11 protein-coding genes are annotated in these 17,293 nt (G+C 74.1%); 4 read left to right on the top strand and 7 right to left on the bottom strand.

Going from position 1 to position 17,293, the window contains the following annotated elements; all coding sequences use genetic code 11:
• Entirely contained in the window at window positions 1-801 is an 801-nt protein-coding gene (locus CP980_RS04675; RefSeq protein ID WP_373312781.1) for a SigB/SigF/SigG family RNA polymerase sigma factor, read from the bottom strand.
• Window positions 802-1,156: 355 nt separating this feature from the next.
• Here CP980_RS04675 and CP980_RS04670 point away from each other — a divergent pair, with 355 nt between their 5' ends.
• The gene (locus CP980_RS04670) at window positions 1,157-1,504 is read left to right on the top strand and encodes an STAS domain-containing protein (RefSeq protein ID WP_150492711.1); all 348 of its coding nucleotides are present in this window, start codon (window positions 1,157-1,159) and stop codon (window positions 1,502-1,504) included.
• Here CP980_RS04670 and CP980_RS04665 read toward each other — a convergent pair.
• The gene (locus CP980_RS04665; protein ID WP_229906844.1) at window positions 1,499-1,903 is read right to left on the bottom strand and encodes an ATP-binding protein; all 405 of its coding nucleotides are present in this window, start codon (window positions 1,901-1,903) and stop codon (window positions 1,499-1,501) included. The two genes, CP980_RS04670 and CP980_RS04665, sit on opposite strands and share 6 nt — an antisense overlap.
• Window positions 1,904-2,129: 226 nt before the next feature.
• On the opposite strand from CP980_RS04665, the gene CP980_RS04660 reads away from it, so the two are divergent.
• A complete protein-coding gene (locus CP980_RS04660) occupies window positions 2,130-5,597 on the top strand; it encodes a HAMP domain-containing protein (protein WP_150492710.1) in 3,468 nt (1,155 codons plus the stop codon).
• Window positions 5,594-8,071, top strand: a complete 2,478-nt coding sequence (locus tag CP980_RS04655; protein ID WP_150492709.1) for a SpoIIE family protein phosphatase — start codon at window positions 5,594-5,596, stop codon at window positions 8,069-8,071. The genes CP980_RS04660 and CP980_RS04655 overlap by 4 nt, the downstream gene beginning before the upstream one ends.
• Before the next feature lie 27 nt (window positions 8,072-8,098).
• Here the strand turns inward: CP980_RS04655 and CP980_RS04650 are convergent, their stop codons facing one another.
• From CP980_RS04650 to CP980_RS04630, 5 genes are all read right to left on the bottom strand, one after another.
• Window positions 8,099-8,857, bottom strand: coding sequence for a phosphatase PAP2 family protein (locus tag CP980_RS04650; RefSeq protein ID WP_132754256.1), 759 nt, complete (start codon window positions 8,855-8,857; stop codon window positions 8,099-8,101).
• On the bottom strand, window positions 8,854-9,834 hold the full coding sequence (locus CP980_RS04645; RefSeq protein ID WP_132754254.1) for a YihY/virulence factor BrkB family protein: 981 nt from the start codon (window positions 9,832-9,834) through the stop codon (window positions 8,854-8,856). The genes CP980_RS04650 and CP980_RS04645 overlap by 4 nt, the downstream gene beginning before the upstream one ends.
• Before the next feature lie 56 nt (window positions 9,835-9,890).
• Window positions 9,891-11,672, bottom strand: coding sequence for a bifunctional phosphatase PAP2/diacylglycerol kinase family protein (locus CP980_RS04640; protein WP_150492708.1), 1,782 nt, complete (start codon window positions 11,670-11,672; stop codon window positions 9,891-9,893).
• A gap of 90 nt (window positions 11,673-11,762) precedes the next feature.
• The gene (locus tag CP980_RS04635) at window positions 11,763-13,322 is read right to left on the bottom strand and encodes a mucoidy inhibitor MuiA family protein (RefSeq protein ID WP_150492707.1); all 1,560 of its coding nucleotides are present in this window, start codon (window positions 13,320-13,322) and stop codon (window positions 11,763-11,765) included.
• Between the two features lie 7 nt (window positions 13,323-13,329).
• Window positions 13,330-15,516 (bottom strand): DUF4139 domain-containing protein, encoded by a 2,187-nt coding sequence (locus CP980_RS04630; RefSeq protein ID WP_150492706.1) that lies wholly within the window; start codon window positions 15,514-15,516, stop codon window positions 13,330-13,332.
• 514 nt (window positions 15,517-16,030) lie between these two features.
• On the opposite strand from CP980_RS04630, the gene CP980_RS04625 reads away from it, so the two are divergent.
• Window positions 16,031-17,290, top strand: coding sequence for a uracil-xanthine permease family protein (locus CP980_RS04625; protein ID WP_373312812.1), 1,260 nt, complete (start codon window positions 16,031-16,033; stop codon window positions 17,288-17,290).
• Window positions 17,291-17,293 lie beyond the last annotated feature (3 nt).

The raw sequence follows: 17,293 nt of genomic DNA, 5'->3' as shown, positions 1-17,293 counted from the left end.
CTACACCGAGAGCATTCCGGCGCGCAGCCGGGCCAGCGTCCGCGAGAGCAGGCGCGAGACCTGCATCTGCGAGATGCCCAGCTCGGCGCCGATCTCGGCCTGGGTCTTCTCCTGACCGAAGCGCATCTGCAGGATCAGGCGATCGCGTTCGTCCAGCTCCTCCAGCAGCGGGGCGAGGGTGTGGAAGTCCTCGAAGAGTTCCATGGCGGGGTCGACGTCACCGAGACGCTCCGCCAGGGGGCGCGTGGTGCGGCTCGCCGAGCCCGCCGGCTCGTCCCCGTCGGCTCCGGCGGTGTCCAGGGAGCCGCTGGTGTAGCCGTTCGCGGCGACCAGACCGTCGATGACCTCTTCCTCGGTCAGTTCGAGGTGGTGGGCGACCTCCTTGACCGTGGGCGCGCGACCCAGGACGTCGGTCAGGGACTCCTGTGCCTTGGCGAGCTCCGTACGCAGCTCCTGGAGGCGGCGCGGTACGTGCACGGCCCAGGTGGTGTCGCGGAAGAAGCGCTTGATCTCACCGGTGATGTACGGGAGGGCGAGCGTGGAGAACTCGACCTCGCGCTCGGGGTCGTAGCGGTCGATGGCCTTGATCAGGCCGATCGTGCCCACCTGGATGATGTCCTCGATGTCCAGGCCCCCGCCCTGCACCCGGGCGCGGAAGCGCCGCGCGGCGAACTGCACGAGGGAGAGGTTCATCTCGATCAGGGTGTTGCGGGCGTACTGGTACTCGCGCGTGCCCTCTTCCAGGGAGCGGAGCTGCCCGAAGAAGAGCCGCGAGAGTTCGCGTGCGTCGGAGGGTGCCATTTCCCGGGGGTTCTTCACCTCGGGCAGTGCCGCCTCCCGCGCGGGTGCTCCCGCGGGCCTGTCGACGGGTACAGAGGGCGCGATCTGCACGTCTGTTGCACGAATGGGGCCTGCGACGGTGGCCGAGCGAGACATGTGGCCGTTCCCTCCCGATTGACTGACGGCTGCCCGGGCGCTCATGCCCCGGCTTTTCGTTCCTACACAGCCTGCGCGAAATCTTTTTCCGGATGCCCGCCCGAGCGGCCGTATCGGCCGCCTGCCGCGGTGTGCCGCGGTCCCCGGCGCTTCCGTACGGACGACGGGCAGGCATACTCCCTTGCGGAGACCGTACAGGCAGCGATCCGGGGAGGCGGACATGACCGGAGCAGGAGACACGCACCGCGAAGGCGTGGTCGGGGACGGTTACCCGGCCGGGGCCGGATGGGTGGTGGCCGCTCACGGCGAGCTCGACCAGGACACGCTGGCCCCTCTGGAGGAGGCCCTGGCCGCCGCCGCCGAGCAGCACCCGCTGGTGGTGCTGGACGCGAGCGCCGTCACGTTCGGCGACTCGTCGTTCCTGAACCTGCTGCTGCGGACGCACCAGCTGACCACCCTGCGGATCGCCGCGCCGGGGGAGCAGCTCCAGCGCCTGTTCGCCCTGACGGGCGCCGATACGGTGCTGTCCGTGTTCCCCGCCGTCGAGGACGCCGTCGCCGGGTCATGACCGGCACGGCCCGGCCCGGCCGCCGGGCGGACCGGATCCGGCGTAGGGGCGGAAGCAGGCCGTGATCGCCTTGCCGCCGTGGCACGCGTGGATGTCCCACGAGTCCGCCAGAGCGGTGACGATGCCCAGTCCCCGGCCGGAGGTGGCGCCGGCGTCGGCGTCCGCCCGCCGCGGGCCGGGCAGCCGCGGATCGGCGTCGGCGACGCTCACGTGGAGGCACCGGCCGTCCCAGGTGAGCACGAGGTGGGCGGTGGCGGCCGCGTGCAGATGGGCGTTGGTGACGAGTTCGGAGACGCTGAGCAGGACGGAGTCCACCGTGTCCGCGGCCGAGTCGTCCCACGACAGCGACGCCAGGTGCGCGGCGGTCCACTGCCGCGCCGCCCGTACGCCCCTGGACACCGGAAACGAGCCTGCCCATCCCACGACCTTGACCGACAACGCCGTCACCCCATTTCTTCTGTAGTGTCCTTCGTCACCGATTCGTCTACCCGCCACCCGCCGCCGCACCCGCGGCCTGCCGCGGCAGTGTGCGGAAGCGCTGCTTCAGAGTGATCCGTCGTGCCATAAGGTCCTTCCGGTCGGCGTTAACCTTCGTCGACCGGGTCGTTTGGCGAGGGGTTGACGGATGGCTGAGCGGACGGGCCCGGAGCCACTGGGCGGTTCACCGGATACCGCGGACGGAACCGGGATCGGCGAGGCGGAACTGCGCAGGCTGCTGGCCGGCCTGACGGCCGTACGGGACGGGGATTTCCGTACCCGGCTGCCCGACACCTCGGACGGGCTCCTCGGTGAGATCGCCACGGTCTTCAACGGGATGGCCGACCAGTTGTCGCTGGTGACCTCCGAGGTGACGCGCGTGGCCCGCGAGGTGGGAACCGAAGGGACCCTGGGCGGCCAGGCCGACGTACCCGGAGTCGGCGGTGCCTGGCTGGACCTCACGGATTCGGTCAACTTCATGGCCGGAAACCTCACCGACCAGGTGCGCTCCATCGCCCAGGTCGCGACCGCGGTGGCCGAGGGCGACCTCTCGCAGAAGATCACCGTCACCGCGCGCGGGGAGATCCTTGAGCTGAAGGAGACCATCAACACGATGGTCGACCAGCTCTCCGCCTTCGCCGGGGAGGTCACGCGGGTGGCCCGCGAGGTGGGCACCGAGGGCCGGCTCGGCGGCCAGGCGGACGTCAAGGGCGTCTCCGGTACGTGGAAGGACCTCACCGAATCGGTCAACGTCATGGCCGACAACCTGACCGCACAGGTCCGCTCGATCGCCCAGGTCACCACCGCGGTGGCCCAGGGCGACCTGACGCAGAAGATCCGGGTGGACGCGCGGGGGGAGATCCTTGAGCTGAAGGAGACCATCAACACGATGGTCGACCAGCTCTCCGCCTTCGCCGCCGAGGTCACGCGCGTGGCCCGCGAGGTGGGCAGCGAGGGCCGGCTCGGCGGCCAGGCCGAGGTGGAGGGCGTCTCCGGCACCTGGAAGCGCCTGACCCAGAACGTCAACGAACTGGCCGGGAACCTCACCCGCCAGGTACGGGCCATCGCCGAGGTCGCCAGCGCGGTCGCCGAGGGCGACCTGACCCGCTCGATCACCGTCGACGCCTCCGGCGAGGTCGCCGAACTCAAGGACAACATCAACTCGATGGTCGGCTCGCTGCGCGAGACCACCCGGGCCAACCAGGAACAGGACTGGCTCAAGTCCAACCTGGCCCGGATCTCGGGCCTGATGCAGGGCCACCGCGACCTGTCCGTCGTCGCCGCCCTCGTCATGGACGAGCTGACACCGCTGGTCGCCGCCCAGTACGGCGCCTTCTACCTCGCCGAGGACGGCCCGAGCGGCACCGTGCTCACCCTGGTCGGCTCCTACGGCCGCCCCGCCGGCACCGGCGAGGGCGTCCGCTTCGCCCTCGGCGAGTCCCTCGTCGGACAGGCCGCGCGCAGCCACCGCATCATCGCCACGGACCAGGTGCCCGGCGACTACGTCATCTCCTCGGGGCTGGGCCGCACCACCCCGGGCAGCCTGATCATCCTGCCGATCGTGGTGGACGACCAGGTCCTCGGCGTGATCGAGCTCGCCTCCTTCACCGCCTTCACCCCCGTACACCGGGACTTCCTGGGCCAGTTGCTGGAGACCATCGGCGTCAACGTCAACACGATCGTCGCCAACGCCCGCACCGACGAGCTCCTCGGCGAGTCCCAGCGGCTCACCGGCGAACTGCAGGCGCGATCGGCGGAACTCCAGGTCCAGCAGGAGGAACTCCAGCGCTCCAACGCGGAGCTGGAGGAGAAGGCGGCCCTCCTCGCCAGCCAGAACCGCGACATCGAGGCCAAGAACCTGGAGATCGAGCAGGCGCGGCAGGAACTGGAGGACAGGGCGCAGCAGTTGTCGCTGGCCTCCAAGTACAAGTCCGAGTTCCTCGCCAACATGAGCCACGAGCTGCGCACCCCGCTCAACAGCCTCCTCATCCTCGCCCAGCTGCTCGCCCAGAACCCCACCCGCAACCTCTCCCCGAAGCAGGTCGAGTACGCGGGCGTCATCCACTCGGCGGGTTCCGACCTGCTCCAGCTGATCAACGACATCCTCGACCTGTCGAAGGTCGAGGCCGGCAAGATGGACATCAACCCCGAGGCGGTGTCGCTGCCGCAGCTGCTGGAGTACGTCGACGCCACCTTCCGGCCGATGACCACGCAGAAGAGCCTCGACTTCACCGTCACCACCGCCCCCGACGCCCCGCACGCCCTGCACACCGACGACTCACGGCTGCGGCAGGTCCTGCGCAACCTGCTGTCCAACGCGGTCAAGTTCACCGAGCGCGGCGGCGTCGAGCTCCGGATCGAACCGGCGGCGGCGACCGAGGTACCCGCCGGGGTGCCCGGCCGCGGACCCGTGGTGGCCTTCCGGGTACGGGACACGGGCATCGGCATCCCCGAGCGGCAGCTGGCCTCCGTCTTCGGCGCCTTCCAGCAGGCCGACGGCACCACCAGCCGCAAGTACGGCGGCACCGGCCTCGGCCTCTCCATCAGCCGCGAGATCGCCCAGCTCCTCGGGGGCGCCGTCACCGCGGAGAGCACACCGGGACAGGGCAGCACCTTCACCCTCTACCTGCCGGTCAGGTGGGCGGAGTACGAGAAGGACCCGCTCCCCGAGGTACCGGCGCCCGCCCCCCACGGCGCGGCAGGAGCCGCCGAAGCGGGCCACCCGGGTACGCCGGTCATTCCCGCGCAGCGCCAGGCCCGCCGGCTGCTGGTGATCGAGGAACGCCAGGGCGGCCTGCTCTCCCTCGTCGCCGAGAGCGCCGACCGGGACTTCGCCCCCCGCCACCGGCCGGCCGGGGAACTCGGCGGCATCCAGGTCGTCGGCGTCACCAGCTCGCGGGAGGCCGCGGCCGCCCTCGCGTCGGACTCCTTCCACTGCGTCGTCCTCGAACTCGACATGCCCGACGGCGAGGCCCTGCGCTTCCTCGACGCCCTCGACGGAGACCCCGCGCTCGCCTCGCTCCCCGTCCTCGCTCACAACAACCCCCGCCTGAACACGGGCCAGGAGACGGCGCTGCGGGAACGGGCCGCCTCGCGCCGTCTGGAGCTGCTGTCCAGCCTGGACGAGCTCCGCGAACGCATCGTGCTGCACCTGACCGCGGACCAGCCGGGGGACGTACTGCCCTTCGTCCACGCGGGCACCGAACGGGCGCACGCCCCCGCCCACGTGCTCGACGACGGCCTGGCCGGACGCACCGTCCTCGTCGTCGACGACGACGCGCGCAACCTGTACGCCCTCAGCGGGGTGCTCGAACTGCACGGCATCCGCGTGCTCCACGCGGAGGACGGGCGCAAGGGCATCGAAACGCTCACCCGCAACGAGGGCGTCGACCTCATCCTGATGGACGTGATGATGCCGGAACTGGACGGGTACGCGGCGACCGCGGAGATCCGGCGGATGCCGGCCCACGCCGACCTGCCGATCATCGCCGTCACCGCCAAGGCGATGCCCGGCGACCGGGAGAAGAGCCTCGCGGCGGGGGCCAGCGACTACGTCACCAAGCCGGTGGACGCCGACGACCTCATCGCCCGCGTCCGCCACTGGCTCACGAGATGACCTCCGCCCCGCAGACCAGGATCCGTCCCAGCAAGGAGCCGGAAAACACCGTGAACGCCTCCGACACCCAGTGGCACGGCGATGCGCGGGCTCCGGAAGCGCTCCCCGCGGACCCCTGCCCCACGGCGATCCCGCACCAGGCCACCACCCCCCTGGGACGCCTCGTCGCCACCGTCGAACGCCTGCGCGGCGAGGTGCGGGCGGCGCACGCGGCCGCGGACGGCAGGGCCCTGGTCGAACTGGCCAAGGGCATCCTCATCGGACAGCTGAGCTGCACCCCGGCCGCGGCGGCCCGGCAACTGGAGGAACTGTCGCGCGAGACCGGGCTCCCCACGCTCGACCTGGCCGCGGACATCGTCAACCAGGCCGCCCGCGACCACGTCAGCGAGGTAGCCGCCGAGTTCGTCGAGCGCACCGGCACGCTCGGCCCGGCCGAGCCGTCCACCAGGGTGGCGGTGCGGCTGCGCACCGCCGAGAGCGGGATGCTGGCCGCCGCCGACGACACCCAGGCCATGGCCGAATCCCTCCTGACCAACGCCCTCGAACCCCTGGGAGCGGTCGCCGTCGCCCTGTGGACCGCGGCGCCCGACGGCTCCCTGACCCTCGCCGGGTACGCCGGGTTCCCGCCCGGCGAGGCCGCGCGCTGGCGCCACGTACCCCCGGGCGTCTCCACCGTCGCCCGCCTCGCGCTGCGCGAGCGCCGCCTGGTCACCCTGGCCCGCCTGCAACGCGAAGGCCTGCCCTCGATCGCGCACCTGCACTGGCCCGACGGCGGACGGATGGCCGCGCCGGCCGGGACCGGCGGCCGCATCCACGGCGTCCTCGAAATCTGCTGGCCCGGGCCCCTCGCGCCACAGCCCCCGCAGATCGAGCGCCAGGTCGAGGCCCTCGCCGAACTCTGCGCCCGCGCCATGGACGCCTCACCGCCCGTCGACCCCGACCTCCCCGAAGCGGTGCTGCCGGACGTCTCGGAGCTGACCGACCTCGCCGAGGGACTGCACGACCCCGCCGTCATCCTCACCCCCGTGCTCGATCCCGAGGGACGGCTGACCGACTTCCGCATCCGCCACGTCAGCAGCCGCTTCGTCGACCCCGCCGGACGACAGCGCGCCGACGTGAACGGCGCCCTGCTCCTGGAGGCCTATCCCATGGCCGCCGGCGAGAGCGGGCTCTTCGACATCGTCGAGCGCGTGCACGCCACGGGTGAACCCTTCAGGGCCGAACGCATGAGCCTGACCGCGCTCGTCGACCAGATCCCCCTGACCTCGGTCGCGGACATCAGCGTCAGCCGGCACGGCGCGGCCGTCCTGCTCATCTGGCGGGTCGAGGACGAGACGGCACGACTGGCCGACCTCCTCCAGCACGCCCAGCGCCTGGGCCGGATCGGCGGATTCGAGGAGAACCTCCTCACCGGCGAGATCACCTGGAACGCCCAGCTGTACGCGCTGCACGGTCTGCCGGTCGGCGCCCCGCCCGTACCGCTGCGCGAACTGCCCGACTACGCCCACCCCGACGACTCCGAGACCCTGGGCCGCTTCCTGCGGGCCGTGCTGCGCTACCGCCGCCCCGCCTCGGTCCACCTGCGCCTGCGCAGGTCCGACGGGATCACCCGCCACATCCGCGTCGTCGCCGAGCCCGTCCTCGACGCCGACCGGCGCCTGCACGCCGTACGCGGCGCCTACCAGGACGTCTCCGCCCAGCACTGGACCGAGGTCGCCCTGGCCGCGACCCGGGACCAGCTCGCCCACACCGCGGCCGAGTCCGCCGAACGCAACCGCCTCGCCCTCCAGCTCCAGCACGCCATCATGCCCCCCACCCCGCCCGCCGTAGAAGCCCCCGGCCTGCGCGTGGCGGTCCGCTACCGGCCCGCGGAGTCCGAGTCGCTGGTCGGCGGCGACTGGTACGACACCGTGGTCCTGCCCTCCGGGCTGATCATGCTCTCCGTGGGGGACGTCGCCGGGCACGGCATCGAGGCCGCCACCGGCATGGTCGTCCTGCGCAACGCCCTGCGCGGCCTGGCCGTGACCGGCGCGGGCCCCGCCCAACTGCTGTCCTGGCTCAACACGGTCACCCACCACCTGGCGAAGCACGTGACGGCCACCGCGGTCTGCGGGCTCTTCGACCCCCGTACCCGGGTGATGCGCTGGGCGCGGGCCGGGCACCTGCCGCCCGTGCTGGTCCGCGGCGGCGAACCCGAGGCCTTCCCGCTCATCGAGGGCCTGCTCCTCGGAGCGCTGCCCGACGTCACGTACGTCGAACGGGAGGTCCGGCTGGAACCGGACGACACCCTGCTGATGTTCACGGACGGACTCGTGGAGCGGCGGGACGCCGCGGTGGAGGACTCCCTGGCCCACCTCGTGCGCGCGGCGGCCACCGGGGCCGGCGACCTGGACCACCGCCTGGACCGCCTCCTCGCCGAGAGCCGCTCCGACACGGACGACGACACCTGCGTCATCGGGATCCAGGTCGGCTGACCCGGCGGCCCCGCACCCCGGCGGGCGTCAGCGCCGCGTCACGTCCGCCGGGGGTTCGGGACCGGCCTTCACGATCTCGGGCTCCAGGCCCTGGGCGGGCGTGGTGCGGGGCCGGCCGATATCGGCGCGCCACGCCTCGAAGGCGAAGGCGGTGGCGGTGACCACCGCGAGGCCGAGCAGCCAGCCCCCGACCACGTCGCTGACCCAGTGCACGCCGAGCGCGACCCGCGTGCAGCCGACGCCGACCACCGAGACCGCCGCGAGGGCCCACGGCAGCGGCCGCCAGGCCCTGGGGACCAACGGGAGCAGCACCAGCAGCAGCACCGCGCAGGACGTGGTGGCCGTCATGGCGTGCCCGGAGGGAAAGGAGAACCCGGGCGCGTGGGCGACGGGTTCGGGCAGGTGCGGCCGGGCGCGCTCGACCGCGTTCTTCACCAGCAGGCCCACGAGCCCACCGACGGTCGCGGTGCAGGCGGCCCACACGGCCAGCCGCAGTGCCCGCCGCCACAGCAGCCACACCACCACCGCGGCGACCAGCAGACGCATGGTCAGCGGACCCCAGACGACCTGCGTGAGGAACTCCAGCACCCGCAGCCAGGCGGGGTGGCCGAGTACGAAGCGGTGCAGCCGCTCGGCGGCGCCCTGGTCGAGGCGGTGCAGCGGGGCCCACTGCGACTCCACCAGCACCAGCGCGAGGGAGAAGGGCACGGCCGCGAGGGCGGTGGCGGCGGAGGTGACCGCCAGCCGCGCCCCGAACCGCGCGTCGGACCCGCTCCGGCGGGTCATACGCCGGGGTCCTTCGTGACCGGGTGGGCCACCCCCGCCCGTACGGCCTCCAACTGCGCGGCGAACGACAGCCCCAGGAAGAGGGCGAGCGAGGTCAGGTACGACCACAACAGCAGCGACATGAACGCGCTGAGCGGACCGTACACGGTGGTGAAGGAACCGCTCGCCGCCACGTACAGGCTCAGTCCCCACGTCGCGCCGAGCCACAGCACCAGGTAGACGCCGGCGCCGAAGGCCAGCCAGGTGTACCCCGGCTGCGTGCGCCGGGGGGAGAGGCGGAAGACGGCGCTGGTGGCGGCCACGGCCAGCAGGGTCCCGGCGGGCCAGCGCAGGACCTCCCACACCCGGTGGGCGGCCGGGCCGAGACGGTAGGTCTCCGTCATGGCCACGCCCAGATCCGAACCGAGTACGGTGACCGAGAAGGCGAGCCCGAGGGGCAGCCCGGCCAGCAGTGCCATGACCAGCCCGCGGGTGTACTTCTGCAGGAACGGGCGGTCGCGCTCCACGCCGTAGATGCGGTTGGCGCCGCGCTCCACCTGGCACATGCCGGTGGTGACGTTGGCGACCGAGAACAGCAGACCGATCCAGAGGGCCGCCTCGCCGCCCTCCCCGGCCCGGCGGTGGCTCTCGCGCAGGGCGTCGTCCACGACTTCCTGGCTGGGACCCGCGACGAGCCGGCGGATCGTCAGCTCGGCCATGTGCCCGACGTCTTCGGTGTGGAGCACTCCGGACAGCCCGATGAGTGCGATGGCGAGCGGCAGGATCGCCAGGACCGTCTGGAGGGCCAGGGCCCGGGAGTGGCTGAACCCGTCGGCGTACCGGAACCGGACGAAGGAGTCCCGTACGAGGTTCCAGCCGCCGTGGCGGCGCAGCGCGGCCCAGGCCTCCTCGCCGGAGAGCCCGTCGCCCTCCGCGCGTGATGCGGCCTCCGCAGCCTCGACCTCGCCGAGCGGCGGTACGCGTGTGGCGGTGCCCATGACCGTTCCTTCCGTCCCCCGGGCCGTGTCCGGATGTTCCGCGCGGGCGCGCGGGTTCAGTTCCCGGCGGAGAGGGCGGCCGCCCCCTCCGCGCCGTCCGTGACCTGCTCGTCCGGCGCACCGGGCGCGCCGGGCGCACCGGTCCGCACCGGCACGGGCAGGCACACCCGCAGCGCCCCCGGCTCGACCTCGGCGGTCACCCGCGTACCGGCCGCGAACGCGTCACCGTCGAGCTCGCGCGGCTGGGCGCGGGCGAGGCGCAGGTCGATGCGGGCCGCGCTGAAGTACTCCAGCGCGCCGTGCGCCGCGAGGCGCCCGGGCCCGCCGGGAGCCGGCCGGGGACGCCCGTCCGCCGATCCCCGTCCGGTCCCGCGGGAGGCGAGGTGCCGGGCCGCCGCGAACCACCCTCCGGGCCCGCGGGGGTCGAGCAGCACCACGTCCAGCCGGCCGCTGTCGGGCCGCGCGTCCGGGAGCAGCGGCAGCCCGCCCTGCAGCGTGCCGACGTTGCCGATGACGACCATGCGGGCCCGCCGCTCCAGCGGAGCGCCCCCGTCCAGCCGGATCGACAGCCGCATCCGGGGGTCGCGCAGATGGCGCAGGGCCGAGAGGACGTAGGCGGCCCAGCCCAGGTGCTCCTTGAGCCGCGGTGAGGCGTCCCGCACCATGGCCGCGTCGAAACCGGCACCCGCCATGACCACGAACCGGGTCGGCGCGAGGCCGTCACCGCTGATCCGGCCCACGTCGACACCGACGGCTTCCCCGGACAGTGCCTCCCGCAGGGCGGCCGCCGCGTCGGAGGGCAGCCGCAGGTTGCGGGCAAGGAGGTTCCCCGTGCCGCAGGGCACGATCGCCATCGGGATCCCGGTGCCGGCCAGCACGTCGGCGCAGGCCCGTACCGTGCCGTCCCCACCGCAGACGACGACCAGAGCGGTGTCGGCCCCGGCCGTGCGCGCGGCCAGCGCACCGCACGGCTCCTCGGCCGAGGTGAGCACCCACACCTGGTCCGTCCATCCGCGGCCGCGCAGTACGTCCCGCACCCGGGCGGCCGTTTCACCGTCGCACCCGTGCGGATGGCGGACCACCACGACCCGGCCCCGCGCCCCGGACGAGGTCCGGCCGCCCGCCGGTCCGGGGCGTGGCTCGGTCGGCCCGTCACCGGCCGCCCGTTCGGGCGCGGCCCCGGTGCCCGGCAACAGCAGCGCGCCGGCCACGACGAGGAGCGTGCAGGCGCCGTTGAGCAGCCCCGCCAGCACGTCCGAGGGATGGTGCATGCCCCGGTAGACCCGGGAGCCGGCCACGGCCAGGGGGATCAGCAGGAGCGCCGCCACCACCAGGTACCGCCGCAGACCCCTCAGCCGCCTGGCGGCGAGCACGGCCAGGCCCCCGAAGAGCGCCATGGAGGCTCCGACGTGCCCGGAGGGGAAACTGGACGTCGGCGGGGCCGCGTCGAGGTGCGGCACATCGGGCCGGGGCCGCTCCACCACGAGCGTGACGAGCAGGAACACGGCGGACTGCGCGGCGACGGAACCCGCCAGGAACGCCACCTCCCGCCACCGGGGCACGCGCGGAACGCACAGCAGTACGACGCAGGCCACGAGCGTCAGCGCGATCACGCTCCCGGTCCCGGCCAGCAGCGACATCGCCTCCGAGAACACGGAGGCGGGAACACTGCGCCGGGCCGCCAGCGCGCGGTTGACGCCGTCCTCGGCGGACAGGGGCCACCGGCCCGCCAGGGGGCCTGTCACCAACAGTCCGAGGGCCGCGACCAACCCCGCCTGCAAGGGCAGCAGGAGGAGAAGCCGGCCGGGTCTCGTGTCCACGTCGTGGGCGTTCGTCATTGACGGCGTGTTACCCGGCAGCGCCGGGTCATGCGCGCGCCGGCGCCCGGGCCTTCCCGCAGGCGTGCGGCCCGCGTCCGGTGCGGTGCGTCAGATCCCCGCGACCTTGGCACTCGCCGACAGCTCGTAGACCAGGGTCAGCGTGCGGCGGCCGCCGGGCGGGAGCGCGACCTCCCAGTGCGCGATGCCGTCGGCGTCGAGACCGGCGGGCCGGGGGGAGCAGGCCTCCTTCAGCATGCGCACCTCCACCGCCGAGACCTCCGAGACCGGGATCCGTTCCCGTACGACGACCACCCGTTCACCCTCCTCCGCCGGCGCGGAGAACCGGGACAGGTGCACGCGGACCGTACGGGTGACCACCGTCCGCTGGGTGATCCCGGCGGTGGTCCGGGACTCCTCGGTCTCCCGGACCACGCTGTGGTCGTCGCAGCTGCCGAAGGCCAGCGCGACCGGGGCGCCGGGCGCGGTGAAGTCCAGGGTGCCGCGCCCGCCGAACCCGCCCGTACGGACCAGGTCCACGGGACCGGCGAGCAACGCGTGGCCCGACCCGTTGTCGAACCGCACCACCCGGGTGACCAGCGGGGACAGCTCGGGCGAGCAGGCGTACTCACTGCGCGCGGGCGCGGTGAACGCGGACAGTGGCACCCGGTGGGCACGGCCGTCCCCGGGTACGGAGACCGGCGCGGGCGCGGCCAGCACCCGCGCCTCACCGCCGTCGTCGACCCCCGGCAGGCCGAGCACGGGGGCCGGGCCGATGTCCCCGATCGCCTCCTCGCGCAACTCCACGTCCACCGTGCGGCGTTCGGCGGCAGTGCGCTCGCCCAGCGTCAGCCGGTCCTCGCCGAGCCGCGGCGGATCGGTGGCCAGCGCCGACCGGGCCGTCGAGAGCGTCAGCCGTACGCCGGACCAGTCCTCGCCGGTGCGCTGCCAGACCATCGCGTCGGTCTCCAGCGTGAGGGAGTCCCCGTCGAGGACGGCGCGGTAGGCGGGCCGCCACAGGGCGCAGGGGGTGAGGTGGCCCAGGCGCAGCCGGACCGGCCCGGCGGCCGCGGCGTCCACGGTCAGCTCGACGTGGCCGACCAGCTCGGCGGCCGGCGTCTCGGACCGGGCCATGGCCTGCCGGACCTCGGCGAGTTCGCCGTCCAGTTCCATCAACTCGGCTTCGGCGGACCAGAGCTGTTCGCCGAACTCCTCGCGCTCGCGGTCCACCCGGTCCAGTTCGCGGGCCCAGCGGGGCCCGTCGCCCTCTCCGGAGCCGGCCCCTTCGGCGATGTCCCGCAGCAGATCGGCGGCGAGGCGGCCGAGCACGCCGAGGCGGGCGCCCAGCCGCTCGCGCCGCTGCTCCACGGCGTGCCGCTCGCCCTCCAGCTCGTGTACGCGGTGGCGCAGGGCGGAATCGTCGGGGGAGGGCAGTGGTCCGCTGGGCGTCCAGGTGCGTACCAGCCGTACGTCCAGCACCGTCGCCGGGTGATCGGCGGACAGCTCGGCGTGGAGGGTGCGGTCGACGGCCAGCGCGCTGACCGGGCCGAGACGCAGCCGCTGGACTCCGGCCTCCAGGTCGAGCACGGCGGTGCGCTCGACGTGGGCCCGGTCCTCCAGGCAGGTCACCGCGGTGACGGGGAGGGCTATCGGCGTGAGGGCCGTGGACATGGCTGTGTCAGCTCCTGCGGTTGCCGCCGACCAGGCCCTTGCCGGCCGGGATGCGGATCTCGTAGCCGCCGTCGAGGGCGGTGGTGGCGCCGGCGGGCAGGGCCACCCGCCAGACGCGGGTCCCCGGTGCGTGGTGCTCGGGTCCCGTGCCCTCCTCGGGCACCGTCCAGTCGGCCCGTTCCTCGATCCGGACATCGGGTTCGGCGGTGACCGGGACCCGCTCGCGGACCTCGACGGTGACGGGCCCGGCGAGCCGGTTGGCGAGCTCCACGTGGACGCGGTGGTCGAGCACGGTGGTGTTGTTCCGCAGGCCCGCGGTCGACTCGTGCATGCTCGAACGGCGGCTGACCGCGATGCCCTCGGCCGGACCGAGCCCCACCCGGCGGGTCCCGCCGGGGGCGAGCGTGGGCAGGGCGGCGGTCAGCAGGAACTCGTCGTCGACGGTGACCTCCACCGGACCGGCGAGCAGGGCCTGGTCGGTGGCGTTGGAGAGCACCAGCGTCGCGTACACGGTCTGCTCCACGGACGGCACGCAGAGGTACTCGGTGCGCAGGCCGACCGGTATCTCGCCGACGGTGACGGTGTGCCAGGTGCCGTCCGAGGGGACGTCGGCGCGGGCGGCGGCGTCGAAGCGGTGGTCGAAGGAGCCGGCCGAAGCGCGGGGACGCGCGGCGTGTCCGGGCAGGGGCAGCGCGGCCACCGCCTCGGCGCGGCGCCGGTGTTCGGCCGCGACCGGGTCGGCGGGGGCTTCCGGGAACAGCCGGCCCTGGCGGCCGCCCGGTTCACCGGGGCCGGACATGACGAGGCCGGCGTAGTCGAGCTCGGCACCGCTGGGCCGCGGCGGACCGGCCGGCGGCGCCGGAGGGGGCGGTGCGGCCCCGCCGGGAGCCGCGGGGGCCACCGGGGCGGCGCCCATCGGGGCGGCTGCCATCGGGGCGGCGGCGGGCGCGGCGAAGGCCCCGCCGCCCCCGGCCGGGCGTCCTGCGGCCCGTGACCGGGCCGGTGCCGCGGGGGCGGGTGTGGGCAGGGCGGCGCCGAAGGTCTGGAGTCCCAGGCCGTCCGTGGCGCCGGGCGCCGGGAACGGGGCCGGCGGAGCTCCGTACCCCTGGGGCGCCGGCGGAACCGGTACGGGCACGGCAGGCGGTGGTGGCGGTACGGAACCGGGCGCGGACCCGGCCCCGACACCCGGGCGTGCGGGGGGTACGGGGGCCGGGCCGGCCGGCCGGGGGCCCGCCGCCTCGTAGCCGGCGAACAGGTCCGCGAGCCCCGCCGGAGGCTCGCGCCAGCCGGACGGCGCGGGCGCGGCCTGGCGGCGTCCGATCCGGATCGAGCCCAGCTTCGGCAGGTCGGTGCGGCGCCGGAGGTCCGCGGTGGCCAGGGCGATGCGCACGCCGGTCCAGTCCTCGCCGGTGCGCTGGGCGACCGAGGCGCGCAGGAGCAGCCGGCCGGCCTCCTCGCCCTGCCGGTGGGTGAGCCGGTAGGCCGGTACCCAGACGGCGCCGGGCACCGCGTACTCCAGCTCCAGCTCGACCTCCGGCTCGACCCCCGGCTCCGCCTCCGGTGGCGCTTGCGCCTCCTGCGCGTCGGCCGTGCGGCGGTCGAGCGTCAGCACCGCGCAGACCGTGGTCCGCACGTGCGCCGACGGTGCGTCGCTGGAAGCGCGGGCGAGCCGGTCCGCGGCGACGGAGAGCTCGTGCTCGACGTGCCGCCGTGCCTCCTCCAGTTCGGCGAGGCGCGCGTGCAGCCGTACCAGCCGGGCGTCCACGAACTCCGCGAGCTCCAGCCACGCGTCGACCGGGGTGCGGCGGTGCGGGTCGCCGCGCCTGCGCTCAGGCGGCACCGGGTGCAGCGCCCTGACCTCCTCGATCAGGCCCAGCTGCCGGTCCCGGCGACCCTGCGCCGCCGCGCACTCCTCGCGCAGCCGTACGACCTCACGGCGCAACGCGTCGGGTACGCCCGCGCCGAGGGGTTCGGCCTCGGTCTCCACCCGGGCCTCGGTGACGCGGACTCCGGGGGCGTTCAGCGCGCGGACCCGCAGGGAGCCCGGATCCAGCGACCGGGGGAGTCCGGTCACCCGCACCCTGCCGTCCGCCGGCATGCTGCCGCGGACCAGGCGGCGGCAGACCGCCCCCTGCGCGTACACCACGACCGAGTCGAGGGTCGAACCCCATGTCCGTGCCGTCTTGTTCGCCATGTGCCCGCCCCCGTCGCGCTCGTGCTCAGCGAAGCCTACGCCCGTGAGCGCCCGCCCGTCGCCGGAACCCTTGACGGCCGTCCGGAGCCCTCGGATACTGGCGGCCAAATCGATTTGGCCACCTCGTTTTGGCTCTCCGTCCGGGGCCGGATCGCGGCTGAACCCATACGTGTCGAACGCCGATCGGAGCTCGAACGTGTCAAGTCCCCGTCCCACCCGCCCCGGTACCCACCAGCCCCCGACGCAGCAGTCGCAGCCGCCCCGCGCCGACGACGCCGACGACGCCCGCGCCGAACACGCCCGCGCCGAACACGCCGGCGCCGAACACGCCGGCGCCGAACACGCCGGCGCCGAACACACCGGCGCCGAACACACCGGCGCCGAACACACCGGCCCCGACGACGCCCGCCCCCACGGGGTCCGTCCCGAGGGCCGCCCCGGCGGAGTCCACCCCGTCGACGAGTCCCGCCCCCTCGGCCGGATCCTCCTCTTCGGCATCCAGCACGTCCTCGTCATGGCGGCCACGCCGATCTCGGCGATCTTCCTGATGAGCGCCACCCTCCGCCTCGACCCGCACCTGACCGTCGACCTCCTCTCCGCGGCCTTCGTGCTGTCCGGCGCCGGCTCCCTCATCCAGTCGCTCGGGCCCTGGAAGTTCGGCCCCCGGCTCCCGTTCGTGATGCTGCCGGGCGGCGCGCCCCTCGTCCTCTTCCTCGCCATCGCCGAGCAGCACGGCCTGCGCACGGCCACCGGGGCGGTCATCCTCACCGCGCTCTTCTCCTTCGTCGTCCTCCCCGTCTTCTCGCGGCTGCTGGCCCTCTTCCCGGCCCTCGTCATCGGCACGATGATCGTCATCGTCGGCGTCAACCTGGTGAAGGTCGGAGCCGTCCTCGTCACGGGCCGTCCCGGCCAGCCCGGCTTCGCCGACCCCGTGAACCTCGGGCTCGGCATGGCCACGATCGGCTTCACCGTCGTCTGCTACCTGCTGTCCACCGGCGTCCTTCGCCAACTCGCCGTCATGCTGGGGCTGCTCGCCGGCACCGCCTTCGCGGCGCTGCTCGGCTCCGTCGACTTCGGGCGCGCGGCCGAGGGCGGCCTGTTCAACGCCCCGCAGCCGCTGCCCTTCGGCTCACCGCGGTTCGACCTCGTCGCCGCGCTGCCGCTGATGCTCTACAGCCTCGCCTCCATGGCGGAGGCCACCGGGCAGACCGTCATCAACGCCGAGGCCGTGGGCAAGGAGATCGACCGGCGCACCGCCGTCCCCAGGACCATCCGGGGTGACGCGCTCACCTCCCTCGCCGGCGGCTTCCTCGGACTGCCGCTGATGGTGACGAGCGGGGAGAACATCGGGATCGTCCGCGTCACCGGCGTCCGCAGCCGCTTCGTCACCGCCGCTGCCGGTCTCGTCCTCATCGCCATCGGCTTCCTCGCGCCCGTGACCCGCGCCATCAGCCTGATCCCGTCCGCCGTCATCGGCGGCACGGCCATGGTCGTCTTCGCCGTCATCACGGTGCTCGGCATCCAGATGCTCGGCCGCTCGGACCTCGACCGGCACACCAACACCTTCGTCTGCGCCGTCGCCCTCGCGCTCGGCCTGCTCCCCGTCCTCGTCCCCGGCGTGTACGCGGGCTTCCCCCCGAACCTCCGCATCCTCCTGGAGAGCGGCGTCGCCGTCGGCGCGTTCACGGCCGCCCTGCTCCACTTCCTCTTCGACCACGTCAGGCCCGGCATCGCCGCCCGCGTCGCCGGGGCCCGTACGGAAAGCGACCGATGAACC

The organism is Streptomyces vinaceus (assembly GCF_008704935.1).
Taxonomy (GTDB): domain Bacteria; phylum Actinomycetota; class Actinomycetes; order Streptomycetales; family Streptomycetaceae; genus Streptomyces; species Streptomyces vinaceus.
This window is presented reverse-complemented; position numbering and strand designations above follow the sequence as displayed.